Annotated in this window: 21 protein-coding genes; 14 read left to right on the top strand and 7 right to left on the bottom strand. The window is 37.9% G+C overall.

Annotated features, from left to right (window positions below):
• Positions 1-22: 22 nt before the first annotated feature.
• From lptD to ACXPAV_RS06985, 6 genes are all read left to right on the top strand, one after another.
• Positions 23-2368, top strand: coding sequence for an LPS assembly protein LptD (gene lptD, locus ACXPAV_RS07010; RefSeq protein WP_458003077.1), 2346 nt, complete (start codon positions 23-25; stop codon positions 2366-2368).
• A 219-nt stretch (positions 2369-2587) separates the two neighbouring features.
• Positions 2588-5194 (top strand): bifunctional aconitate hydratase 2/2-methylisocitrate dehydratase, encoded by a 2607-nt coding sequence (gene acnB / locus ACXPAV_RS07005; RefSeq protein ID WP_013746711.1) that lies wholly within the window; start codon positions 2588-2590, stop codon positions 5192-5194.
• 144 nt (positions 5195-5338) lie between these two features.
• Positions 5339-6265, top strand: coding sequence for an ADP-glyceromanno-heptose 6-epimerase (gene rfaD, locus ACXPAV_RS07000; protein WP_021461480.1), 927 nt, complete (start codon positions 5339-5341; stop codon positions 6263-6265).
• A 9-nt stretch (positions 6266-6274) separates the two neighbouring features.
• On the top strand, positions 6275-7312 hold the full coding sequence (gene waaF, locus ACXPAV_RS06995; protein ID WP_042907239.1) for a lipopolysaccharide heptosyltransferase II: 1038 nt from the start codon (positions 6275-6277) through the stop codon (positions 7310-7312).
• 88 nt (positions 7313-7400) lie between these two features.
• Positions 7401-8501 (top strand): metallophosphoesterase, encoded by a 1101-nt coding sequence (locus tag ACXPAV_RS06990; protein ID WP_013746714.1) that lies wholly within the window; start codon positions 7401-7403, stop codon positions 8499-8501.
• A 1-nt stretch (position 8502) separates the two neighbouring features.
• Positions 8503-9705, top strand: coding sequence for an NAD(P)/FAD-dependent oxidoreductase (locus tag ACXPAV_RS06985; protein WP_458003076.1), 1203 nt, complete (start codon positions 8503-8505; stop codon positions 9703-9705).
• Between the two features lie 27 nt (positions 9706-9732).
• Here the strand turns inward: ACXPAV_RS06985 and ACXPAV_RS06980 are convergent, their stop codons facing one another.
• A complete protein-coding gene (locus ACXPAV_RS06980) occupies positions 9733-9924 on the bottom strand; it encodes a hypothetical protein (RefSeq protein WP_013746716.1) in 192 nt (63 codons plus the stop codon).
• A 124-nt stretch (positions 9925-10048) separates the two neighbouring features.
• On the opposite strand from ACXPAV_RS06980, the gene ACXPAV_RS06975 reads away from it, so the two are divergent.
• Positions 10049-10411, top strand: a complete 363-nt coding sequence (locus tag ACXPAV_RS06975) for a helix-turn-helix domain-containing protein (protein WP_013746717.1) — start codon at positions 10049-10051, stop codon at positions 10409-10411.
• A gap of 10 nt (positions 10412-10421) precedes the next feature.
• On the opposite strand, the gene ACXPAV_RS06970 is transcribed toward ACXPAV_RS06975, so the two are convergent.
• Both ACXPAV_RS06970 and ACXPAV_RS06965 read right to left on the bottom strand, forming a co-directional pair.
• Entirely contained in the window at positions 10422-12203 is a 1782-nt protein-coding gene (locus tag ACXPAV_RS06970; protein WP_458003075.1) for a DUF3413 domain-containing protein, read from the bottom strand.
• Positions 12204-12220: 17 nt separating this feature from the next.
• A complete protein-coding gene (locus ACXPAV_RS06965) occupies positions 12221-12451 on the bottom strand; it encodes a DUF1414 domain-containing protein (protein ID WP_458003074.1) in 231 nt (76 codons plus the stop codon).
• 126 nt (positions 12452-12577) lie between these two features.
• Here ACXPAV_RS06965 and yejK point away from each other — a divergent pair, with 126 nt between their 5' ends.
• A complete protein-coding gene (gene yejK, locus ACXPAV_RS06960; protein ID WP_065230549.1) occupies positions 12578-13591 on the top strand; it encodes a nucleoid-associated protein YejK in 1014 nt (337 codons plus the stop codon).
• Between the two features lie 67 nt (positions 13592-13658).
• Positions 13659-14078: an outer membrane protein assembly factor BamE gene (locus ACXPAV_RS06955; protein WP_458003073.1), complete on the top strand. Its 420-nt coding sequence runs from the start codon at positions 13659-13661 to the stop codon at positions 14076-14078.
• A gap of 56 nt (positions 14079-14134) precedes the next feature.
• Here ACXPAV_RS06955 and rpmE read toward each other — a convergent pair whose 3' ends face one another.
• The gene (gene rpmE / locus ACXPAV_RS06950; RefSeq protein ID WP_458003072.1) at positions 14135-14350 is read right to left on the bottom strand and encodes a 50S ribosomal protein L31; all 216 of its coding nucleotides are present in this window, start codon (positions 14348-14350) and stop codon (positions 14135-14137) included.
• A 217-nt stretch (positions 14351-14567) separates the two neighbouring features.
• Here rpmE and priA point away from each other — a divergent pair, with 217 nt between their 5' ends.
• The 5 genes from priA (at position 14568) to ACXPAV_RS06925 (ending at position 21637) form a co-directional block, all read left to right on the top strand.
• The gene (gene priA, locus ACXPAV_RS06945; protein WP_458003071.1) at positions 14568-16775 is read left to right on the top strand and encodes a primosomal protein N'; all 2208 of its coding nucleotides are present in this window, start codon (positions 14568-14570) and stop codon (positions 16773-16775) included.
• A gap of 83 nt (positions 16776-16858) precedes the next feature.
• Positions 16859-17674 carry a cell division protein FtsN gene (ftsN, locus tag ACXPAV_RS06940; protein ID WP_458003070.1) on the top strand — a complete coding sequence of 272 codons (816 nt, stop codon included), beginning with the start codon at positions 16859-16861 and terminating at the stop codon, positions 17672-17674.
• A gap of 207 nt (positions 17675-17881) precedes the next feature.
• Positions 17882-18988 carry a sugar diacid recognition domain-containing protein gene (locus tag ACXPAV_RS06935; RefSeq protein ID WP_458003069.1) on the top strand — a complete coding sequence of 369 codons (1107 nt, stop codon included), beginning with the start codon at positions 17882-17884 and terminating at the stop codon, positions 18986-18988.
• A gap of 122 nt (positions 18989-19110) precedes the next feature.
• Positions 19111-20490 (top strand): GntP family permease, encoded by a 1380-nt coding sequence (locus ACXPAV_RS06930; RefSeq protein WP_458003068.1) that lies wholly within the window; start codon positions 19111-19113, stop codon positions 20488-20490.
• A 13-nt stretch (positions 20491-20503) separates the two neighbouring features.
• Positions 20504-21637 carry a glycerate kinase gene (locus ACXPAV_RS06925; RefSeq protein ID WP_458003067.1) on the top strand — a complete coding sequence of 378 codons (1134 nt, stop codon included), beginning with the start codon at positions 20504-20506 and terminating at the stop codon, positions 21635-21637.
• A 58-nt stretch (positions 21638-21695) separates the two neighbouring features.
• Here ACXPAV_RS06925 and ggt read toward each other — a convergent pair whose 3' ends face one another.
• From ggt to miaA, 3 genes are all read right to left on the bottom strand, one after another.
• Positions 21696-23537 carry a gamma-glutamyltransferase gene (ggt, locus tag ACXPAV_RS06920; protein ID WP_458003066.1) on the bottom strand — a complete coding sequence of 614 codons (1842 nt, stop codon included), beginning with the start codon at positions 23535-23537 and terminating at the stop codon, positions 21696-21698.
• Between the two features lie 283 nt (positions 23538-23820).
• Positions 23821-24096 carry an RNA chaperone Hfq gene (gene hfq, locus ACXPAV_RS06915; RefSeq protein WP_065230541.1) on the bottom strand — a complete coding sequence of 92 codons (276 nt, stop codon included), beginning with the start codon at positions 24094-24096 and terminating at the stop codon, positions 23821-23823.
• 172 nt (positions 24097-24268) lie between these two features.
• A complete protein-coding gene (gene miaA / locus ACXPAV_RS06910; RefSeq protein ID WP_458003065.1) occupies positions 24269-25201 on the bottom strand; it encodes a tRNA (adenosine(37)-N6)-dimethylallyltransferase MiaA in 933 nt (310 codons plus the stop codon).
• Positions 25202-25203 lie beyond the last annotated feature (2 nt).

The raw sequence follows: 25203 nt of genomic DNA, 5'->3' as shown, positions 1-25203 counted from the left end.
TTAGTAAAAGATAATTGAACAGATGAAAAAATATTACTCACTTTTATCCCTATCTATTATGGCGGCACTTTACAGTCAACAAAGCTTTGCCGATTTAACAGCGCAATGCTTATTAGGTGTTCCTCGTTTTACCGGTGAGGTGGTGAAAACCGATCCTAACCAGTTGCCGGTTTATATTGATGCAGATAGTGCTGAAATTAATCAGCCCCAAAATGCGTTGTATCAAGGGAATGTTCAGGTAGAGCAGGGAAATCGAAAATTGAATGCAAACTCTGTTTTTGTTGAACAGAAAGGTGAGAAAGACAATCTTCAGCGTTATGCTTATATCAATGGTAATTTAAATTATCAAGATAACTTAGTACACGTTTTAGGTGAAAAAGCGAATATTCATCTCAATTCAAAAGATGCTGATATCTATCAATCTGATTATCAGTTTGTTAATCGTCAAGGTAGAGGAACTGCAGAAAAAGCGGAATTAAGGCAAGATTATCGCTTATTGAAAAATGCTACTTTTACTTCTTGCTTACCAAATAATAACTCTTGGAAGTTACGTGCTTCTGAAATGAAACAGCATATTAAAGAGGAATATGCTGATTTGTGGAATGCTGTTTTTTATGTGAAAGATATTCCAGTCTTCTATTTCCCTTATGTGCAGTTTCCAATCGGTGATCGTCGCCGTAGCGGATTATTAATGCCAGAAATTGGAACATCTGGTAGTGATGGTTATTTTTATGCGCAACCGATCTATCTTAATATTGCACCAAATTATGATATGACTATTACACCGAAATATATGAGTCGCCGTGGATGGCAGATGTTGGGTGAAGCACGTTATCTCAATGTTCTAGGTTCAGGTGTACTGGCAGGTGAGTATAATAAAGATGATCGTTATAAAGATTATAAACTGGATGATCCTCGCTATTTACTTTATTGGCGTAACAGTGGCTCATTGTGGGATAGTTGGCGTTTTAATGTAAATTATACTAAAGTGAGCGATAAACAATATTTTAATGATTTTTCTTCTCCTTATGGTAGCAGTACTGACGGTTATGCAACACAGAGTTTTGCGTTAAGTTATTACAAACCGAACTATAATTTAACCGTTTCAGCAACACAATTTCAAGTGTTTGATACTTTAACTGGTGCAGGCCCATACAGAACTTTGCCGCAGATTGATTTTAACTATTACCGTGATTCTTTATGGAATGATCGTTTAGATTTTTCACTTTTTGCGCAAGCGGTACAATTTAAAAATGACAGTGAAAGAATGCCTTCTGCGTGGCGTTTTCACGCTGAGCCAGCGTTGTCAATGCCATTAGCAAATCGTTATGGTAGCTTGAATTTAGAAACAAAGTTATATGCAACTCACTACCGTCAAAAAGAAGGGAATGCTGATAATGCATATAAAATAGAACATTCAGTAAATCGAGTAATTCCTCAATTTAAAGCAGAATTGGCAACTGTATTGGCAAGCGATCAATCTTTATTTGAAGGATATACACAAACACTTGAACCTAAAGTGCAATATTTATACCGACCATATCGTGATCAAAGCAATATTGGAACTGATAAATATCGTTATTTAGGTTTCGGTTATGACTCCGTGTTATTACAGCAAGATTATTTCTCCTTATTCCGTGATCGTCGTTATAGTGGTTTAGACCGCATTGCTTCTGCCAATCAGATTACGGTTGGTGGTACAACGCGTTGGTTTGATAAAAATGCGGACGAACGTTTTAACCTTTCACTTGGACAAATTTTCTATTTAATGCCATCAAAAATTGATAGCGATCCGGAACATCGTACTCAACGTTCCTCCTCTTCTTGGGCACTAGATACTAACTGGAAAATTAGCGATCAATGGAATTGGAAGGGTAGTTATCAATATGATACTTTATTGAAACAGACTTCATTGATGAACACGGCGTTGGAGTATCGTCCATCCGGTGTAAATTTGATTCAGTTAACTTATCGTTATGTTAGCAAAGATTATATTGATCAAAATTTAGTAGGTGCAAACTCTTATGGACAGAGTATTCGTCAGGTTGGAATGGCTGCATCGTGGCAGATAAACGATAACTGGGCGATGGTTGGACATATCTATCAGGATGTGGAATTAAATAAACCGGTTGAACAGTACTTAGGTGTAGAATATAGTACTTGTTGCTGGAAAGTAAATGTCGGAGCAAGACGTTATTTAACAGCATCACCTGATGGTAAATATTCGTCGTTAGAGGATACATATTACAATCACTCTTTCGGTGTTAATTTTGAAATTTCCGGACTAGGAAATCGTCACGGTAGCAATGTTAGTAAAATGTTGAATACTGGCATTATTCCATATTCCGATCCATTTAGCTTAAAATAGCTGAAAGTCTTTTCTCATTTTATTGCTGTAAAGTCGAGCAATGTATTGTTCGGCTTTATTTTTTAGATAAATAAAAAATTTTGCGAGCTAGATCAAATATCCGATAATCTACCTTTTGACATTCCTTCATCATAGGTCTATATTAACAAACGATTAACATTAGGCATTTTAATAATCAAATGTTACTTCTACGCTACTATTAATAATTAAGGATGGACTATGGCTAATTTCCTAGAAGATTATCAAAAACACGTTGAACAACGTAAAGCAGCTGGTGTTGTTCCTCTTCCTCTTAATGCCGAACAAACTGCACAATTGATCGAATTATTGAAAGCACCGGCAGGGCAGAATACTGAATATTTAATGGATCTTTTTGAAAATCGTATTCCGGCAGGGGTAGATGAAGCGGCATATGTGAAAGCATCATTCTTATCCGCTGTGGTTGCCGGAGATGTCAGTTCTCCATTAATCAGCAAACAGCGTGCGCTTGAATTGTTGGGCACAATGCAAGGCGGTTATAACATTGAGCCGTTAGTGAAAGCGTTGGATAATCCGGAGTTAGCGCCATTGGCGGTGAAAGCACTCTCTCACACATTATTAATGTTTGATAGTTTCCACGATGTAGCGGATCGTGCTAAAGCCGGCAATGAGTTCGCAAAACAGGTATTACAATCTTGGGCGAATGCCGAGTGGTTCTTATCTCGTCCTAAATTAGCGGATAAAATTACCGTTACTGTGTTTAAAGTAACCGGTGAAACCAATACTGATGATCTTTCTCCGGCACAGGATGCTTGGTCAAGACCGGATATTCCATTACATGCAAAAGCAATGTTGAAAAACAGCCGTGACGGTATTACACCGGATAAGGATGGAGAAGTTGGTCCAATTACTCAAATCAATAAATTAAAAGAAAAAGGTTTCCCACTTGCTTATGTCGGTGATGTGGTTGGAACAGGATCTTCACGTAAATCTGCGACCAACTCTGTGCTTTGGCATATGGGTGAAGATATTCCATTTATTCCGAATAAACGTGCCGGTGGTGTGGTGTTGGGCGGTAAAATTGCACCAATTTTCTTTAATACATTAGAAGATGCCGGTGCATTGCCGATCGAAGTGGATGTCACTTCACTAAATATGGGCGATGTGATCGATATTTATCCTTATGAAGGCAAAATCTGTCGCCATAACAGCGATGAAGTATTAGCAACGTTCACCTTAAAAACTCAAGTATTATTGGATGAAGTGCGTGCCGGCGGTCGTATTCCATTAATTATCGGTCGTGGGTTAACCCATAAAGCAAGACAGGAATTAGGGCTTGGTGAAAGCGATGTGTTCATTAAACCTCAAGCTGTGGCAACCAGCAATAAAGGCTTTACTTTGGCACAAAAATTGGTTGGTCGTGCTTGTGGTGTGGAAGGTGTTCGTCCGGGACAATATTGTGAACCGCGTATGACTTCTGTCGGTTCTCAAGACACTACCGGTCCGATGACTCGTGATGAATTGAAAGATTTAGCCTGCTTAGGCTTCTCTGCAGATTTGGTAATGCAATCATTCTGCCATACTGCGGCTTATCCGAAACCGGTTGATGTTAACACTCACCATACATTGCCTGATTTCATTATGAATCGTGGTGGGGTTTCACTTCGTCCGGGTGACGGTATTATCCACTCTTGGTTAAACCGTATGTTATTGCCGGATACTGTAGGTACAGGCGGTGACTCACATACTCGTTTCCCAATCGGCATTTCATTCCCGGCCGGTTCCGGTCTTGTTGCCTTTGCGGCTGCCACCGGCGTGATGCCGTTAGATATGCCTGAGTCTGTATTGGTTCGCTTTACCGGTACAATGCAACCGGGAATTACATTGCGCGATTTGGTTCACGCCATTCCGTATTATGCGATCCAACAAGGCTTGTTAACCGTTGAGAAGAAAGGTAAGAAAAATATCTTCTCCGGTCGTATTTTAGAGATTGAAGGTTTGGAAAACCTCAAAATTGAACAGGCATTTGAGCTTTCCGATGCGTCAGCTGAACGTTCTGCGGCAGCTTGTACCATTAAATTGAATAAAGAGCCGATTATTGAATATTTGAATTCAAATATCACTTTATTGAAATGGATGATCGCAGAAGGATATGGTGATGCGCGCACATTAGAACGTCGTATTAAAAATATGCAGGCGTGGTTGGCTGATCCTCAATTATTGCAAGCAGATCCGGATGCAGAATATGCGGCAGTTATTGAAATCAATATGGATGAGATTAAAGAGCCTATCCTTTGTGCGCCGAATGATCCGGATGATGCTCGCAAACTTTCTGAAGTACAAGGCGATAAAATTGATGAAGTCTTTATCGGATCTTGTATGACCAATATCGGCCATTTCCGTGCGGCAGGTAAGTTATTGAATAAATTTGCCGATGTTATTCCTACTCGTTTATGGATTGCGCCACCAACCAAAATGGATGCCGCTTTATTAACAGAAGAGGGTTATTACAGCATTTTCGGTAAGAGCGGTGCCAGAACAGAAATGCCGGGATGTTCATTGTGTATGGGTAACCAAGCACGTGTTGCACCGAAATCAACTGTTGTTTCAACTTCGACCCGTAACTTCCCGAACCGTTTAGGTCAAGGTGCAAATGTTTATCTTGCCTCTGCTGAATTGGCGGCGGTTGCGGCATTGTTAGGTAAATTACCAACTCCGGAAGAGTATTTAAGCTATGCGGCTGATTTACAAGCAGATAAAGATGATACTTATCGTTATATGAATTTCGATAAGATCAATGCTTATGTGAAAAAAGCGGATGAAGTCATTTTCCAAACTGCGGTTTGATTATTTAGCTAAGAATTAAGTTTACTTTTTCTTATTAATCTCCAAACTTTTCCCATCACGTGATCGTGATGGGATTTTTTTGTTTTTTCAACTTGTTAAATCTATTAAAATAGCCACAAGTTATTTAACAAGTAAGGAAAAATTATGATTATTGTAACAGGCGGTGCCGGCTTTATTGGTAGCAATATTGTTAAAGCGCTCAATGACTTAGGCAGAAAAGATATTTTAGTGGTTGATAATTTAACTGATGGCACCAAATTTGCTAATTTGGCGGATTTGGATATTGCAGATTATTGTGATAAAGAAGATTTTATCGCTTCTATTATTGCCGGCGATGATCTTGGCGAAATTGATGCCGTTTTCCACGAAGGGGCTTGTTCGTCTACTACAGAATGGAACGGCAAATATATGATGCAGAATAATTATGAATATTCCAAAGAGTTATTGCATTACTGTTTAGATCGTCGCATTCCTTTCCTTTATGCCTCTTCAGCGGCAACTTATGGTGATCGTTTGGAATTTATTGAAGAACGTCAATATGAACATCCGCTCAATGTTTATGGTTACTCTAAATTTTTGTTCGACCAATATGTGCGTCAGATTTTGCCACAAGCAGAATCGCCGGTTTGCGGTTTCCGCTATTTTAATGTGTATGGGCCGCGTGAAAATCACAAAGGCACAATGGCAAGTGTGGCGTTTCATTTGAATAACCAAATTTTGGATGGCGAAAATCCGAAATTATTTGAAGGCAGCGAACATTTCCGTCGTGATTTTGTTTACGTTGGCGATGTAGCCGCAGTAAATATTTGGTGTTGGCAGCATAAAGTATCGGGTATTTTTAATTGCGGTACCGGCAATGCGGAAAGTTTTGCGGAAGTGGCTAAAGCGGTGATTAAATATCACGGTCAAGGACAAGTTCAAACCATTCCGTTCCCGGAACATTTAAAGAGCCGTTATCAGGAGTATACTCAAGCTGACTTAACCAAATTACGTGCTGCCGGTTATGATAAACCGTTTAAGACTGTTGCCGAAGGTGTGGCGGAATATATGGCGTGGTTGAATAAAAAATAATGGGTAAATATGAGAATTCTTGTAATAGGCCCATCTTGGGTTGGCGATATGATGATGTCGCACAGCTTATACCAATCGTTAAAGCAGCAATATTCTGATTGTGTCATTGATGTGTTGGCGCCGAATTGGTGCCGCGCATTACTTTCACGAATGCCGGAAGTGCGTAATGCGATTGCGATGCCGATTGGTCATGGTGAGTTTGATTTAAAACAGCGTTATCAAATTGGGAAATCCTTACGTGGACAGTATGATTTAGCGATTGTGTTGCCTAACTCTTTTAAATCCGCATTAATTCCGTTATTTGCAAAGATTCCGGTTCGTCGTGGCTGGAAGGGAGAGAGTCGCTATTTTGTATTGAATGATCTGCGGAGTAATAAGCAGGATTATCCGCTAATGGTGCAACGTTATGTTACTTTGGCTTATGAACAAGGCGCTATTCCGGCAGCAAAAGATCTTTCTTTCTCTTATCCCTATTTGCAAACAGAACCTGATCAGGTTGCGGCAACTTTGGCACAGTTCTGCAAAAAATTTGCGATTGATACTGAACGAAAAAAGATTGGTTTTTGTCCCGGTGCAGAATTTGGACCAGCAAAGCGTTGGCCTCATTATCATTATGCCGATTTAGCTAAGTTATTGATTAATAAGGGCTATCAAGTATTATTGTTCGGTTCGGCAAAAGATCAGGCTGTCGGCGAGGAAATCCGTCAAAGTTTAACTGAGAAAGAGCAAGCTTTCTGTATCAATATTGCCGGTGAAACATCGTTACCACAGGCAATTGATTTATTGGCAAGCTGTGATGGTGTTGTGAGCAATGATTCAGGGTTAATGCATATTGCTGCCGCTTTAAAACGACCATTGGTTGCAGTTTATGGGCCGACCAGTCCGGAATATACGCCACCATTATCTGAACGAGTCAAGGTGATTCGTTTGATCAGTGGCGGATTGATCAAAGTGCGTAAAAGCAAAGATAGCCAAGAGGGCTATCATCAATCTCTTATTGATATTCAACCGCAATTAGTATTAGAAGAGTTAGAAAAATTACTTTAATACTTAGTCTGATAAATAATGGGTAAAGCATTGTGGCTTTGCCCATAAAATCTTAAACCGTAATCCAGATTCGGAGGAAATAAATACAATGTTGTTTCGATATATCGCATTGATTGCGTTACAACTTTTTATATTTATTGCTATCAGATCCATCGATTGGTTTTTCTTTGTCAAACCAACAAAACCACACTATAAACGGGTTTTCTTCTGGTTGAGCTATATTGCGATCAATGCGTTTATTTTGTTATCTATTGCACGCATTATTCCTGATGGATTTAAATATTCAGCTTATATATTGACCACTTTATGGTATATCACGCTTGTAGCCGTGATGATTTTCCTATTACGCAAAGTATTATTGCTGTTCGCTGTTGAGTTGGCAGCATTCCCGATGATCAGCCGTTGTCTTGCATTAGTATCGTTATCCGCTCTATTTGCATACAGTATTCATCAGGCGTATACACCGCAAATTGTGCATTATAGCGTCAAAATAGATAAAACAATGCAACCGTTGCGTATTGGTGTTGCCAGCGATTTACACTTGGGAAAATTGTTTGGTATCAAACAGTTGGAACAATTACAGCATATTTTTGAACAACAAAAAGTGGACATTATTTTGCTGCCGGGCGATTTAATGGATGATAATTTAAATGCTTATTTCGCGGAAAAAATGGGACCTCATTTTGCTAAACTTTCTGCGCCATTGGGTGTTTATGCGACATTAGGCAATCACGATTTCTTCCAACAACCGCAACAAATTGCCCACGAAGTTCGCAAAGAGGGTGTTTATTTATTAACAGATCAAGCCGTGATTGTTTCCGATAAATTTATCTTAGCCGGTCGTAATGATGAAATGGATCAGCTTCGCCAAACCACTGAACAAATCTTAGCCTCTATTCCGGCGGAGAAACGACAAAATTTACCGATTTTATTGATGGATCACCGTCCGTTCTCATTAGCGGAAAATGCAAATGCGGGTGCAGATATTCAGGTTTCCGGTCATACCCATAACGGACAGATTTTCCCGGGTAATGTGATTGAAAAATGGGTGTATGAATTGAGTTATGGTTACAAACAGATTAAGCAAATGCATACGTTTGTTACATCAGGCTACGGCTTTTGGGGAGTGCCTTTCCGTTTAGGTTCTCAGTCTGAAGTGATGATTATTGATGTTTCAGGAACAAAATAAGATGAAACGATATGATGTGATTATCATCGGCGCCGGAGCGGCAGGGCTGTTTTGTGCTGCTCAAATTGGTAAAAAAGGCAAGTCAGTGTTGCTGCTGGACAATGGTAAAAAAGTTGGGCGCAAAATTTTGATGTCGGGTGGCGGCTACTGTAATTTCACCAATTTAGACGTGGGAGCACAGCATTATTTATCGCAAAATCCGCATTTTGTGAAGTCGGCATTAGCACGTTATAACCAATGGGATTTTATCGCTTTGTTGGCGGCATATGGCATCAGCTATCACGAAAAAGAGCTGGGACAACTTTTTACCGATAACGGCGCGGAACAGATTGTTGCAATGTTGTTGAAGGAGTGTCAGGCAGCAAATGTACAGATTCAACTGCAAGTGCAAATTTCTCAAGTAACACAGCTCACTGAGGGTTTTGAAGTGAAATATGGCAATGAGCTGTGTTTGCAATGTGAAAATTTGGTTATTGCTAGTGGCGGTTTATCAATGCCGAAATTGGGCGCAACCGCTTTCGGTTATCAAATAGCGGAACAGTTCGGCTTGTCTGTTGTTCCGCCGCGAGCTTCGCTTGTTCCTTTTACTTGGCGTGAACAAGATCAAGTTTTTGCCGATTTAGCTGGGATCTCGCTGCCAGTTACGGTTACCGCAAAAAGTGGGATGAGCTTTAGTAATGCCTTGTTATTTACCCATCGGGGCATTTCCGGACCGGCAATGTTGCAAATTTCTAACTATTGGCTACCGAATCAACCTCTATTTATCGATTTTCTGCCGAAGATCAGATTGGATGAATATTTGCAAGCAATGCGCCAATCTTCATCGAAAATGCAGTTAAAAACGGCATTACAGCGGTTATTACCGAATAAACTGGTTGAATTTTTTATTTCGCATTATCAATTACCAACGACTATTTTAGCTGATTTAAGCAATCTAAAAATTGCCGAAATAAGCCAACTTTTTCATCAATGGCAATTTGTCCCGAATGGTACGGAAGGCTATCGAACCGCAGAAGTGACTTTAGGTGGCGTTGATACAAACCAAATTTCTTCGAAAACGATGGAAGTGAAAAATATTAAAGGGCTTTATTTTATTGGTGAAGTGCTGGATGTTACTGGATGGCTTGGCGGCTATAATTTTCAATGGGCGTGGAGTTCTGCTTATGCCTGTGCAACTGCAATTTGTTATGCTCATAATATATAAAGGCTGCTGAAGCAGCCTTTGTACATATTAGTATGCAGAACCAAAAATTTTTCCTGTCGCTTCAGATACTTTTTGATTTGTTTCCATTTTTGCTCTAGTAACAGCCGAATCTTTTGCAGATTGCCCGATATCTTGTAAGTTTGATTTCAATTCTGCACATCCCACTAATGCCGTCGATGCGATAACCATTGTTGCGATAAATAGTTTATTTAGTTTCATATAAAAATCCTCTTAAAATTAATACAGTTAAGTTTAAGACAAATTAATGAATTAAACCGTTATAGTTTATATTTAAACTGATATGGTTTACAAGAGTTTTTTTTAATAGGTGATAATTCTTTATATGAAAATACCTAGTGAAAAAGAGAAATTCAGTGAACGATTAAAATTAGCTATTTCGGTAAAATATTCTAACTCATTGAAAAATAGCGAAATAGCAACAAAATTTAATCTTCGTCACCCTAATGAACCTATTACTCAGCAAGCTGTTTATAAATGGTTAAACGGTTTGGCTATCCCTGCATTTGATAAAATTCAGACATTAGCTGAATGGTTAAATGTTAAACCGGAATGGTTAAGATATGGTGTTTTGGAGAATGAAAAGGTCGATGTTATAGATGAAACCTTGATAGGGTTGATTGCAACACTTTCAGATAGTCAAAAACGAGCAATTCTGCAACTAATCTTGTCTTTTCAAGAGCAATAATTTAAAAAAATCAACGCTCACTAAAGCTACGAAGTTCACCAAAAGCAGCAAGGAAAAGCCCTAATGGCGGACGGGTAGAGTTTTGTTGCTGATATTTCGCATTAAATTTTTTGTAATTTCCGTATTTATCAATCTGATATTGCACGCCGTCACTATCGATAATAACTACCCAACGATTATTGGCACTGAGTGTCCAATTATCCGGTGAGTGGTTGATAGCAAACAGATTATTGCCGAGGGCGAAATCTGCGACCGGATTAGAAACAAGGAAAATATGTTTAAGCAGCGTTGGTACAATATCCAAAGTGCTGCTCAAATCAAAACGCTGTGCAGTGCCGGATGTTGGCATATGAACCAAAAGCGGCACTTGGATATTATCTGCTGAAAAATCTGACAAATCATTCTGATGCGCTTCACTAAAGCCACTATCGGCAGTCACGATAATGATAGTGTCGTCAAATTGTTGCTGTTGTTTTAACAGATTAATCAAATCAGAAAATTGCTGATCAATTTCAATTAATCTTTCGGCATATTGATAAGGAGATACTGTATCGGAAACCGCCGCTTTGGTAGCGTTTATAGGATTGTTTGTTGCGGTTAAGCTGACATCAATAAAACTGAACCAAGCTTGTTGAGCCTGTTTTTGATACCATTGTTGCCATTGTTGGAAGGCAGTTTTGTTGTTTTCCGCTACAGATTGCTCTTTTTTATTAAACAACACGGCAAAGAGTGGTTGATTATTCTCTTTTGTGGTATTAGCGTGAATTTGGTATTCTAAGTTTCGTAGGTGATGTAACAACACCGGTTCAGTTTTACTGAATAAAATACTGTCAAGATAATTACCCGGTAGCCCATAAAATAAGCCGACTAACCCTTCTTGAGATAAATTACTACTGCTGTAATTGTTTTGAAAATCTATCGATTGTTTAGCAAATTGATAAATTGCCGGTGTAGTTGTTGATGAAATAGCACTACGTTTCAGCCCAGAAATATTGATAAGCAGAATATTCGGTTGTTGTTGTGATGGAGAATAATTCAATTCGTGTTTTGGATAGTCGAGATAACGAGCATCTGCACGTCCACTATTTGTTAGCTGTTGCTGATAACTCTCTGCATCTAAAATACCGTTTTTTTCCAAGAATTTTCGTGCTGTCATTGGATAGGAAAGCGGTAGATTAGAACGTTGAGCAGTAATCGGTCGATAGAAAGTAGCATCTGCCCATACATAAATTAAATGAGTAGCTATAAAAGCTAACAGAAATGTATAGGAAACGGGTTTAATCCATTTTTGTCGTTCAAGACTGCGTAATTTTTGCCACGACCAGCGAGAAAATAGCATTTGTAACAGTAGAATAATTGGCATCGGTGCAAAGAAGAGTTGCCAGTCGCGAGCTAATTCACCATTTTCAGGATTAATCATTAAATCCCATACCATAGAAGTGAGGTGAATATAAAAGCGTTTATAAATCTCACTATCCAACAATAGTAAAGTAGTGCAAATCGTTGCCAAAATAACGGTTATTCCACGAAATGTACGATGGTTTTTTATAATGAAACTGAGTGGAAAAATGATTAATAAATAGATAGCAAAAACAATAAAACTGAAATGCCCGATAATACTGATAAAAAAGTAAATTTTACCGAGTAATGTATCCGGCCAATCGGAATTAAAAGCATAACGAGCACCAATAATGAAAGAAATAATAATGTTAAAAAAGGCAAACCAATGACCCCACGAAATTTTTCGTGATAATTCTTCGCGATCTTGCCGTGTGTGATTTAGTTTTAACATTATGCTGGATGAATTAATTAATGTTTTTTATTGGGTGTTTTCAATGAATTTAATAGTGCTTGAGAAAAGGCTTCAGCTAGTTCAATACGCTTGTTTTCCTGCACACTGCTTAATAAAAGATTGCTTACCATATCCCCCAGAACGATTAAAGAGAGATCAACCGGTGCTTGCTGTTTTTCTAAAATGCTGATCATCTCATTCATCAACAGTTCGATTTGTTTATTAGAATATTTTGAATGTGTAGCCATAGTATTGAAATAGACAAAAAACGTGGTGATTATAATAACAGATTTTTTCAGAAAATCGGCTAAAAATGATGAGTAAAATCACCTATAATGGCAATTATTTATATTGTATAGGCGAAGAATAACATTATGAGTATAAATGTTGAACAAATTATTTTGCATCAATTATTTCGTAAACCAGCAGAAGAAAGTGAAGCAATAGAGATAGATACCAGATTGCGTCAGCAGTTATTGCCGGATAACGAATTAGTGCGGCAGTTAATGTTGGAGCTTCATCAACATTATCAATCAAAAAATAAGACTTATGCCGTTTTTACCGATGCATCCAGTTTTGCACAATTATTAAACCGCTATTTAGAAAATGACATTGATTTTTTAACTTTTAGTCAACAGGCAGCACAGCAATTGGCGCAGGAAATCAGTAAATATACTTTTGCCAATGGTGGGAATTTTATTATTAGTCAATACAACTTTTTAGCAACGGAGTATCTCTTTTTAGGGTTGGTAGACAGTCGCAGCAGTTTATTAGTAGATGATGAATTAAATGTTCACGATACTCAATATTTGGATCTTAGTAAGTGCGATATCATTGCTCGTATCAACTTAACTGAACTAAAAATGGATGCTCAGTCTAATCGTTATTTGACCTTTTTAAAAGGACGTGTTGGGCGAAAAGTCAGTGATTTTTTTATGGACTTTTTGGGGGCGGAAGAGGGCTTAAATCCGAAAGTGCAAAATCAGCTATTAGTGCAGGCTGTACAGGATTATTGTCACCAAGAGCAGATTGAACCAAAACTTGCACAAGAGGTCAAACAGCAGGCATTGACTTATTGTAAAACCCAAGCACAGCAAGGGGAAGATATTGATGTTACTGAACTGTCTAGCGAAATGGGTATATTAAATGGTAAATCATTTGTCGAATTTGCACAAAATGAGGAGTATGCTCTTGAAGAAAATATTCCACCTCTAGCGTCAACATTAAAGAAATTGGAGAAATTTTCTGGTGCAGGGCGTGGCGTAACTTTAACCTTTAATGCCGAATTATTAGGGCAACGTGTGATTTGGGATGAAGAGAATGATACGTTGACAATCAAAGGTGTGCCAGCTAATTTGAAAGATCAGTTACAGCGAAATAAATATTAAATTGGCATTTAGGCTAAGTTTCGGTATCATCAGAATGAGTTAACGATTATTAAGAAGGCTAACTACTATGAAATTAAAGATTGTTTTACTATCATCATTTTTTGCATTGGGGATTACAGCCTGTTCTACACCGTTAGAAAAATTGGTGTATCGTATTGATGTACCTCAAGGTAATTATATTGATGCTGCGTTGGTGCAGAAATTGCAGAAAGGGATGACTGAAGAACAAGTACAGTATTTGTTGGGAACCCCATTATTGGTTGATCCATTTAATCGTGCAAATTGGATTTATGTGCAACGTATTCAAAAAGGGTATGAAACGCCTGTTGAAAAGAAATTGATAGTTCACTTTAATCCTCAGCGGACGGTAGAAAGTTTTAATTATTCACCGGATTTGCAACCAGTTGAGGTGGAAAAGGTAGAAGTGGGGCAATCACAAACAGGAGCAGAAACATCAGAAAAATCTTGGTGGCAATTTTGGAAATAAATTTTGTATAAAAATAAAAAACCTGCTTATTACAGAAGCAGGTTTTTATCTTTTTATTATTTTTTTGTACCAGGAATGCTGAAACGTTTGTTAAAGCGTTCAACACGACCGCCAGTGTCAACAACACGTTGTTTACCGGTAAAGAATGGATGGCATTTATTACACACATCTAAGTTAATATCGTGTCCAATAGTAGAACGAGTTTTAATCACATTACCGCAAGAGCAAGTCACTGTGATTTCTTTATATTCAGGATGAATACCTTGTTTCATAATAACCTCATTTGATGATGTACCGCTATTGGTCGCTTAAGCACCAACACCGTACATATTTTTACAAAAAAACATCGCACAACGGCGACAGTAAAAAGGAATGCGCATCATATAAGAAATGGTGGTGAAATTCAATACAATCAGATTAATTATTCTGAATATTAGGGGATTTATGGAAATTTGCCTATAATAAGCTGTTTATTTTATTGAGGTAGCGATGAAAATTGTCCGTGTTGCGTTAGATATCGCATTAAGAAATCAGTTTGATTATTTATTGCCTGATTCATTGGAAGTTACAATTGGCACAAGAGTGCTGGTTCCATTTGGTACACAAAAGCGCATTGGCATTGTGAGTGAATTTTTGCCCGCAAGTGAAGTGGAAAATTTAAAAGCAGTGCTGAAAGTATTGGATCAACAGCCACTGTTTGATGAAAAAATGTGGCAATTATTGTTGTGGGCAAAAGATTATTATCACTATCCTATCGGTGAAGCTTTATTTACGGCTTTACCGATAAAATTCCGCAAAGAAGAACATCCCTCATTAACGCAGCTACAATTTTATCAATTAACTGAATCGGGCAAAGCAGCGCTGGCAGAAAATAGCCTAAAACGCGCATTAAAACAGCAAGAAATGTTGCGATTTTTGTTGCAACATCAACGCTTGGAAAAAGAGAGCGATATTTTTTCCGCAACGATAAAGCGCCAATTATTGCAGAAAAATTATGTTGAATTAATTACAGATGAACAGCCTAAGCTATGGTTTGAGCGTGCGATAATTAGCGCTATCCCATTAGTGAATGAAAAGAATAAATTGATGTTAAATAAAGAACAGGCGTTAGCTGTGAGTCAAATCTCTTTACGACAAGGATTTCATAGCTGGTTATTGCAAGGTGTAACCGGTTCGGGAAAAACAGAAGTTTATTTGCAAGTGATCGAAGAAGTATTAAAACAGAAACGGCAGGTGCTGGTTTTAGTGCCGGAGATTGGCTTAACACCGCAAATCATTCGCCGTTTTAATTTGCGCTTTAATGTGCCGATTGGCGTTTTACATTCCAATATGACGGATAATTCACGTCTTCAGGTGTGGCAGCAGGCTAAGAAAGGTGAATTGGCAATAGTAATCGGTACTAGATCGGCGATTTTTACTCAGTTTTATGACTTGGGATTAATCGTGCTAGATGAGGAGCACGATCAATCCTTTAAGCAACAGGAAGGCTGGCGTTATCACGCTAGAGATTTAGCAGTTTATCGAGCAAAACAGCACCATATACCGATTATTTTAGGCAGTGCGACACCGAGTTTAGAGAGCTTACACAATGTAGAAAATCGAAAATATCATTTTATTCCTTTGCGTTATCGGGCAACAAATCAAGTGACAAATCATCAAATAGTAGTAGATTTAAAAACGCAACCAATGGAAAATGGTTTGTCCTATGCTTTATTGCAACAGATGAAACAAGTGTTAGAACGGGGTGAGCAAGTGTTGCTTTTTTTAAATCGTCGAGGCTTTGCTCCTGTTTATTTGTGTCACGAATGTGGAACGGTTGAAACTTGTCCACGTTGTAATCGACCCTATACATATCATCAATCGAGGAATATTTTGCAATGTCATCATTGTGATGCACAAAAAACAATTCCGTTTCAATGTAAGAATTGTGGTTCGACCCATCTTTTGACGACAGGAATAGGAACGGAGCAGTTGGAACAAGTTTTACAGCAGAAGTTTCCACAATATCAAATCGCTCGTTTGGATCGGGATAATGTTACGAAAAAAGGTGAATTGGATCGTTATTTGGATGAGATAGGCCAAGGAAAACGTAAAATTTTAATCGGTACACAGATGTTGGCAAAAGGGCATCATTTCCCTAATGTTGGATTGGTGGGATTGATAAATATTGACTCTGCACTTTTTTCTTCTGATTTTCGAGCGGAAGAACGTTTGGCGCAGCTTTATGTGCAGGTCGCCGGCAGAACGGGACGCGGTAATAAAGCAGGGGTGGTTTTATTGCAAACACACTATCCGGAACATCCATTGTTTAATACCTTGGTTTCAAAAGGTTATTCGGCATTCAGCCAACAGGCGTTGTTGCAACGGCAACAGTTTCAATTACCGCCGTATAGTTATCAGGCATTGTTAAAAGCCAGCGGAAATAATGAAACTCAGCTGTCACAGAGCCTAACTTTTTTTGTTGAACAGGTTAAAAATTTGCCGCAGGCGTGCTTGGAGCAGTTACAAATTGTCGGTCCATTGCCAGCATTAATGGAAAAAAGAGCCGGCAAATATCGTTGGTACGTTCTGTTTCAACATCAACAACGCAGTAAATTGCATCAAGTGCTGTTTTATATTGAAACGTTGCTGAATACGAATAAGTTTGTATCAGGAGTAAGACTATCGTTGGATATTGATCCTTATGATTTTAGCTAATCCCCTAGTCAATATTGCAAAATTTCAGTAGAATTATCAGTTGCTTAAACGTTTTATATTATTTATTCAGTTAGGAAATTGTTGTGGCACAACGAGATTATGTTTCTAGAAGTTCATCGCCGCGTAAAAGGCAACAAAATAGTGGTAAGAAAAAACTATTAGTTACCCTTATTTTAGTTATTGTAATTGTATTCGCAGTAGCATTGTTCTTTCTAAAAGAAAAATCACCAGTTAATCAACAGGAAATAACAGTTGATCCAGCAGTGAATACTTCGACTACTACCAAGAAAAGTGCGTTGCCGAGTCGTCCGGAAGAGGTTTGGAGTTATATTAAACAACTTGAAACAAGAGAAGTGCCGGTTGATGATAATGTATCGTCAATTTCAAAAAATGTTCAGTTAACTGATGAGCAAAAGAAAATTTTATTACAGTTGGAACAGGAAAAATTAGCGGAACAGAAAGCACAAGCACAAAAAGCTCAGGAACAGGCAAAATTACAGCAGGAGTTAGCAAAAGCCCAACAAGAGCAGGCAAAACAGCAGGCTATACAACAGCGTCAAGCTGAAAAAGAGAGAAATGCGAATAGACAGCAGAGTCAGTCTATAGCACCAGCAAAAACTGTGGTGTCCGAAGCAAAAACAGCAGATAACAGTCAAAGTAATAAAAATGCAGATAAAGGTGGTAGAAAATATGGCTTGCAGTGCGGTGCATTTAAAAACAAACCTCAAGCGGAAAATTTACAGGCACGTTTAGTAATGAGTGGCTTTAATGCTTTTACTAAAAGTTCAGCAGACTGGACACGTGTTTTTGTTGGACCGGTTGACAGTTACAATACCGCAGCAAATAATAAATCTGCTCTTGCTGGGAAAGGTGTAGATTGCGTGGTTGTCGGAATGTAATAGGAAAAAATGATTTACAATAGGGAAGAGTGTTGGCGTCAAAACCAACACTTTTTTGTTATTTGTTATATTCGATTTTGATAGGAAAAGGAGAAGAAAAAATACACAAAAAATTATTGAGCTATGAATTTACTTGTATTTTGAAAAAGCCCATATAAATATATTGTAAAGGTGGAAATAAATGTATTTAGATGATTAAAAGGCATTATGAAAATAAATAAAGAGATAGCTCAAAAAATTGTGTGGCGCACAATGAAGATTATTCCCTATTCGGTTAATGTGATGGATGAGAATGGGGTGATTATCGCTTCAGGCAATGCTTCTCGTTTGAACCAACGTCACACAGGTGCTGTTCTGGCGATTAGAGAAAATCGGGTAGTGGAAATTACGGCAGAATTGGCAAAATTATGGAATTTTGAGGCGCAAGAAGGGATCAATCTACCCATCAATTATCAAGGCAAAATACTTGGTGTTGTCGGCATTTCCGGTAAACCGGATGAGGTGAAGCCATTTGCAGAATTAGTGAAAATGAGTGCGGAATTGATTGCCGAACAGGCATTTGTGCTTGAACAGGAGCGTTGGCATCACCGCTATAAAGAAGAGTTTATATTGCAATTATTAAATGGTGTTTTGGATGCGGAGTGCTCTGCACAGCAAGCCTCTTTTTTTGCGATCGATTTAACGAAGCCTTATGTTGCTGTGATTATTAAATTAATTGATTCGACAAAAGCAGATTTACAGGAATTGATTAATTATTTAGCGCAAGTACAAAATGAACAGGATCTTCATTTTGCCCTGCTTTCTTTTGAAGCTGTTGTGGCGTTGAGTGCCAATCCGCAGCTGAAAAATCGCCAATATTTATCTAAATTATTGCCACCGAATAGCAGTGTTCATCGCTATAAATTTGCGGTAGGCGCAATGCGATCGGATGATGTTGATCTCTCTTTCTCTTATAAAACAGCGGTAAGAACATTAGCTTATGGACAGCGTTTTTTCCCGAAACGGAATGTCTATTTTTTTGAGGAGTATAAATTGCCGGTCTTGCTGGATGAGCTATTACAATCGTGGCAAGTGTCCGAATTGCTTAAACCGCTACAAAAGTTATATCAAAAAGATCATTCTCATCAATTACAAAAAACATTACAACAATATTTTTTCTCAAATTGTGATCCGGCACGCACTGCAACAGAACTCTTTATTCATATCAATACATTACGTTATAGGCTGAATAGGATTGAGCAAATAACAGGCTTGTCTTTCAATAAGATAGAAGATCTTTTTATTTTATATATCAGTACATTATTGCAACGTTAATTGTATTTTTGTACAAATTAATAAGTCTAAAAACTTATTTTATTGTTAATTTAGACAATGTATTTTTTAAAATAAGGTTAAATAATGCCTAATAGATGCACAATATGACAAAGGAGGCTTCTATGACAGGCGTTTCTCTTATTATCACTTTTATCATCGTGATTATGGTTATGATCTGGATGATTGCAAAATTGAAAGTTCATCCGTTTTTAGCCTTGATGAGTGTTTCTTTAGCGTTGGCATTATTGGCAGGCATACCGCTCAATAAAATTCCGTCTATGATAGGGGAGGGCTTTAGTGGCACATTCAAAAGTATCGGTATTGTGATTATCTTTGGGGCAATTATTGGTACTATCCTCGAAAAAACCGGTGCGGCACTTAAATTAGCCGATATGGTGGTTAAAGTTGTCGGTCAAAAAAGACCGGAATTAGCAATGTTGATTATGGGATGGGTTGTTGGTATTCCTGTTTTCTGTGATAGTGGTTTTGTAGTGTTAAACCCGATCAGAGAAGCAATACAGAAAAAAATTGCCGCTAATCCTGTTGGAACAGCAGTGGCATTGAGTGGTGGTCTTTATGCGGCACACGTTTTCATTCCGCCAACACCGGGACCAATTGCAGTCGCTGGAGGAATCGGTCTTGAACATAACTTATTATTAGTCATTGTGATGGGGATTGTCGTTTCCATACCGGTTTTAGCGGCAAGTTATCTTTTTGCAAAATATATTGGTAAACGTGTTACTGTTAGCAGTGATGGCAAAGATGATGAATTAATTGCTCAAAGCTATGATGAGTTGCTTAAACGTTACGGTAAATTACCGAGTGGTGGTTTAAGTTTAGCTCCGATTTTTATTCCAATTATTTTGATGGCATTAGGATCAATTACTAAAATCTTAGGTTTAAGTGGTGATGTCAGCAATTTAATTCTATTTTTAGGTCATCCAATCCTTGCACTTGCAGTTGGCGTGGTGTTTGCTGTAATTTTGATTTTCCATTCAGGAAAAGCGAACGAATTTGAACAATTAACTAATGATACATTAAAAATTGTTGGTCCGATTTTGTTTATCACCGCAGCTGGTGGTGTATTAGGCAAAGTTATTGTTGAAGCTGGTTTTGTTGAATATATTAAACAGAATGCGGTTACTATCAGTACTGCCGGCATTTTCTTCCCATTTTTAATTTCTGCCATTTTGAAAACTGCACAAGGCAGTTCCACAGTGGCAATGATTACAACCGCAGCGATTATGGGAATGTTTAATGTGAATGACTCTTTAATGAGCACATTGGGATTAACTTCTGAAATAGCCGCAGCCTTGACCGTAATGGCAATCGCTGCGGGTGCAATGTGTGTTTCTCACGCAAATGACAGTTATTTCTGGGTAGTGACCAACTTTAGTAAAATGACTCCGCAACAGGGCTATCGTACACAAACAGCATTGACTTTTATTATGGGAATTGTGGGTATATTAACAGTTTATCTATTATCTCTCATCTTATTGTAACTAAGGAGTTAATATGAAAATTGTGATTGCCCCTGATTCATTTAAAGAAAGTCTGACCGCATTACAAGTTGCGCAAGCAATAGAAATTGGGTTTAAAAAAATCTTTCCCGATGCGGAATATGTTAAAGTGCCGATGGCAGATGGAGGTGAAGGTACAGTGCAATCTCTGATTGATGCTTGGAAAGGGCAATCAATGATAACAGAAGTTACCGCTCCTTTGGGTAATAAAGTATTGGCTAAGTGGGGGTTATCTGCTGATAGGAAGACTGCCATTATTGAAATGGCAGAGGCTTCTGGGCTACATCTTGTAGATGAAAATAAACGAAATCCTCTTATTACTAGTAGTTATGGCACAGGTGAATTGATTAAAGCTGCATTAAATTTAGGTGTAGAGAAAATTATTTTAGGCATTGGAGGCAGTGCTACAAATGATGCAGGTGTTGGAATGTTGCAGGCATTAGGAGCCGCATTTTTAGATGATGAAGGGAAACCGTTAGTAGCAGGCGGTGCTGCATTAAAACAGTTGTCTAAAATTGATCTGTCTACTTTGGATCCAAGATTGGCAACAACACAGATTGAAGTGGCTTGTGATGTGGATAACCCGTTATGTGGTGAACGTGGTGCTTCGGCAGTATTCGGTCCCCAAAAGGGGGCTACAGTGGCAATGATTAAAGAATTGGATGCAGCCCTCTCTTTCTTCTCGCAAAAAGTAGAACAGCAATTAAATAAGGATATTGCCAATATTGCAGGTGCTGGTGCTGCTGGTGGTATGGGGGCAGGGCTACAATTATTACCTAATTGTCATCTTAAGTCAGGTGTTGACATAGTTATCGAAGCAACAAATTTAGCGGAAGTAATGATAGATGCTGATTTAGTGATTACTGGTGAAGGCAGGATGGATAGCCAAACAGTGTATGGTAAAACACCGGTTGGTGTAGCAAAAACGGCAAAACGTTCCCATAAACCGGTGATTGCCATAGTGGGATGTTTGCGAGCAGATTATGAAGTGGTTTATGATGCCGGTATCGATGCAGTCTTCCCAATTATTCGTAATTTGGCTTCATTGTCGGATACTTTGGCACAAGGACGAGAAAATCTGATTTCCACCGCTCAAAATGTGGCAAGAACATTGAAATTGAAGATTTAAGATTAATATCAAAATATCCCTAATTTGTTCAATTAGGGATATTTTTATTTTTAAGCGTTTAATAAGCGAAAGTTGCACCATCAGGATTTCTCGGATCGGATGCACCGAAGAAACCATCTTCTGTAGATTGTACAATCTGTACACGTCCCATTGAGGCTTTGGTGACTACCTTATATCCCTCTTTTTGTAAAAGGTGAATAGTATCAGGACTAATGCCTTCTTCAATTCTTAACTCATCAGGTAGCCATTGATGATGAACACGAGGCACTGAAATTGCTTCAGCAACATTCATTTTATAATCAATGGTATTCACAATACTTTGTAGAACTGTTGTAATAATTCGTGCGCCGCCCGGACTGCCGGTAACGAGAAATGGTTTATTATCTTTCATTACCAATGTTGGTGTCATTGATGATAGCGGTCGTTTTTTTGCTGCAATAGCATTAGCTTCGCCACCAATTAATCCAAATGCATTCGGTACACCAGGCTTGGAAGAAAAATCATCCATTTCATTATTTAATAAAATTCCTGTACCTTCAGCAACGATACCACTGCCGAAATTAAGATTGAGTGTGTAGGTTACAGCAACAGCATTTCCGCTTTTATCCATAATAGAGTAGTGCGTGGTTTGATCACTTTCATAGAGTTGTGGTTCACTCGCTTTAATCTCTTTTGATGGAACGATATGATCTGAAGGAATTTTTTTGACTAATTCATCCGCATATTTTTTAGAAATTAAACCATTTAAAGGAATTTTAACGAAATCCGGATCGCCTAAATATTCAGAGCGATCGGCATAAGCTAGTTTCATTGCTTCCGCATATTTAGTAATGGCTTTTGCACTGTTTGCCCCATATTGTTCTAAAGGATAATGTTCGAGAATATTTAATATTTGAATAAGATGTGCGCCACCGGAGCTTGGTGGTGGCATAGTAACAATTTTATATCCACGATAATTTCCAGTAACAGGTTTGCGTTCAATAACACGATAGCTTTTCATATCTTCTAAAGTGATTAAGCCACCGTATTTTTCCATTTCTTTTACAATTTTTTCAGCAATTTCACCTTGGTAGAATGCTTGAGAACCTTGTTTGGCAATAAGCTGTAATGAATGAGCTAAGTCTTTCTGAATTAAACGATCACCGCTTGTCAGAGGTTGCTCACCTTTGAAAAAGATAGCTTTTGTGCTTTCCCATTTAGCAAGATTATCTTTTTCTATAGCTAATGTTTTCCCTAGGGTATCACTGATAATAAAGCCTTCATTGGCAAGTTTAATTGCTGGTGCGATCACTTTTTCCAATGACATAGTTCCCCATTTTTTCAAAGCATATTCCATTCCTGCTACCGTTCCGGGGACACCAACGGCAAAGTGAGTGAATAATGATTTTCCATCAATAACATTACCTTTTTCATCAAGGTACATATTTTTGTGAGCTTTTAATGGCGCTATTTCACGAAAATCTATTGCAAAATTTTCACCAGATTTTGCATCGTGTAATACCATAAAACCACCGCCACCAATATTACCTGCATTTGGTAAAACAACAGCTAATGCAAAGCCGACTGCAACGGCAGCATCAATAGCATTCCCTCCCTCTTTTAAAATCTGTAAACCCACTTGACTGGCAAGATGTTGTTCTGTAGCCACAATACCTTGTGTACCATAAACAGGATGAAAAATATCTTTACTGCTGTCATAACGTAAAGCAGCAGCGATAGTTTGTTTTCTAGCTTGTGTTGTTTGAGATGTATCTTCTAACGATGAGTATTTACTATCAATTTGTTGTGAGGATTGTATTGGTTGAGGCGCGGTATTTGAGAATACGGCAGTGCTGACTAATGGTAATGTTAGTAATAAAGTGAATAAATTCTTTTTCCGGTTGCGAAATGATTTTGGCATAGAATAACTCCATATTGGGGAATAATAAGAATGAAATATAGATTTAACAAAATATTTTTATTTTTGCAATATTTTTAACAAATGTGATTATTTTGTTATGTTTTTAGTGGGTGAATAGTGAGGTTAATGGTTATAGTGAAGAGATATAATGAAAATAAACTTCACTAAGCTGTTAATAAAAAATCCTTTATCTTAATAGATAAAGGATATTTGAAAGAATAATAAGAATAGATTCCCTTTAAAGAATAAAGGAAATCCTGAATCTAAGTTAATTTGTCACAAATTATTCTTCTTCGCTTGTTACGGCGAGGTCTTCTTCCTGATTGACTGCATTTGCTTGATGATTATGATGAGAAATTGCGCGTGCAGGGACAACAGTAGAAATAGCGTGTTTATATACCATTTGGCTTACAGTATTTTTAAGAAGAATAACAAATTGGTCAAATGATTCAATTTGACCTTGCAACTTAATACCGTTTACGAGGTAGATTGAAACCGGAATACGTTCACGACGAAGTGCATTTAAATAAGGATCTTGTAATGATTGTCCTTTTGCCATTTTCTTTTCCTTTTTTATTAAAATAATCAATAATGTCTGTAAGATCTTAGTTTTAGTAGCTATGCAATCGATTAAACTAAGAAACTGAACCAGCTTTAAACAGCTTATGCAACAATATAACAATAATATTTTGTGCTGTCATCAATGAAATTAACTGATCAGGAATTTATCTTTAATTTTGTGCTATTTTTTCAAGAATTTCTTGCTCTGATTGTTTGATATTTAGACTATCCAGCCAATTTATTGGTGAATTCCAACCACGAAGCCAAGTAATTTGCCGTTTTGCTAGTTGTCTTGTAGCACAAATGCTACGATATTTCATTTCTGCAAAATCATATTTTCCTTGTAGAAATTCCCACATTTGACGATAACCGACACAACGAATGGATGGTAAATTTAAGTGCAGATCCTTTCTAGCGAAGAGTTTTTCTACCTCTTGTTGAAAACCTTGTTCCAACATCTGTTGGAAACGAAGCTCTATACGCTGATGCAAAATAGCACGTTCTTTTGGAGTAATAGCAAATTGCAACAGTTGATAAGGTAAAGGTTCTCCTTTTTGTTCAATTAATTCAGTCAGTGATTTTCCGGTTAAATAATAGACTTCCAATGCACGATTAATACGTTGTGGATCATTTGGATGGATACGTTGTGCTGATTGAGGATCAATTACCGCAAGTTGCTGATGTAACCCTTGCCATCCTATTTGTTCTGCTTGTTTTTCTATTTGCGTTCTGATTTCAGCATGTGCCTGTGGTAGTGGAGAAAGCCCTTCCAATAAGGCCTTGTAATAGAGCATTGTGCCACCAACCAGCAATGGAATTTTTCCTTTAGCAGCAATCTTTTGCATTAAAGTTAAAGCATCATTACGAAAATCGGCAGCAGAATAGCTTTCTGCAGGATCTTTAATATCAATTAGATGATGTGGCACGATAGCTAATTCTTCCGTTGTCGGTTTGGCTGTGCCAATGTCCATTCCTCGATAAATAAGTGCAGAGTCGACACTGATAATTTCACAAGGTATTTTTTTTGCTAATTGTAATGCCAGACCGGTTTTGCCTGATGCTGTCGGTCCCATTAAAAAGAGTGCAAGCGGTTTTTTATCCATAA

Source organism: Gallibacterium sp. ZY190522 (genome assembly GCF_054166015.1).
Note: the sequence above shows the minus strand (reverse complement) of the source record. Positions and strands in the feature narration are given on the sequence as shown.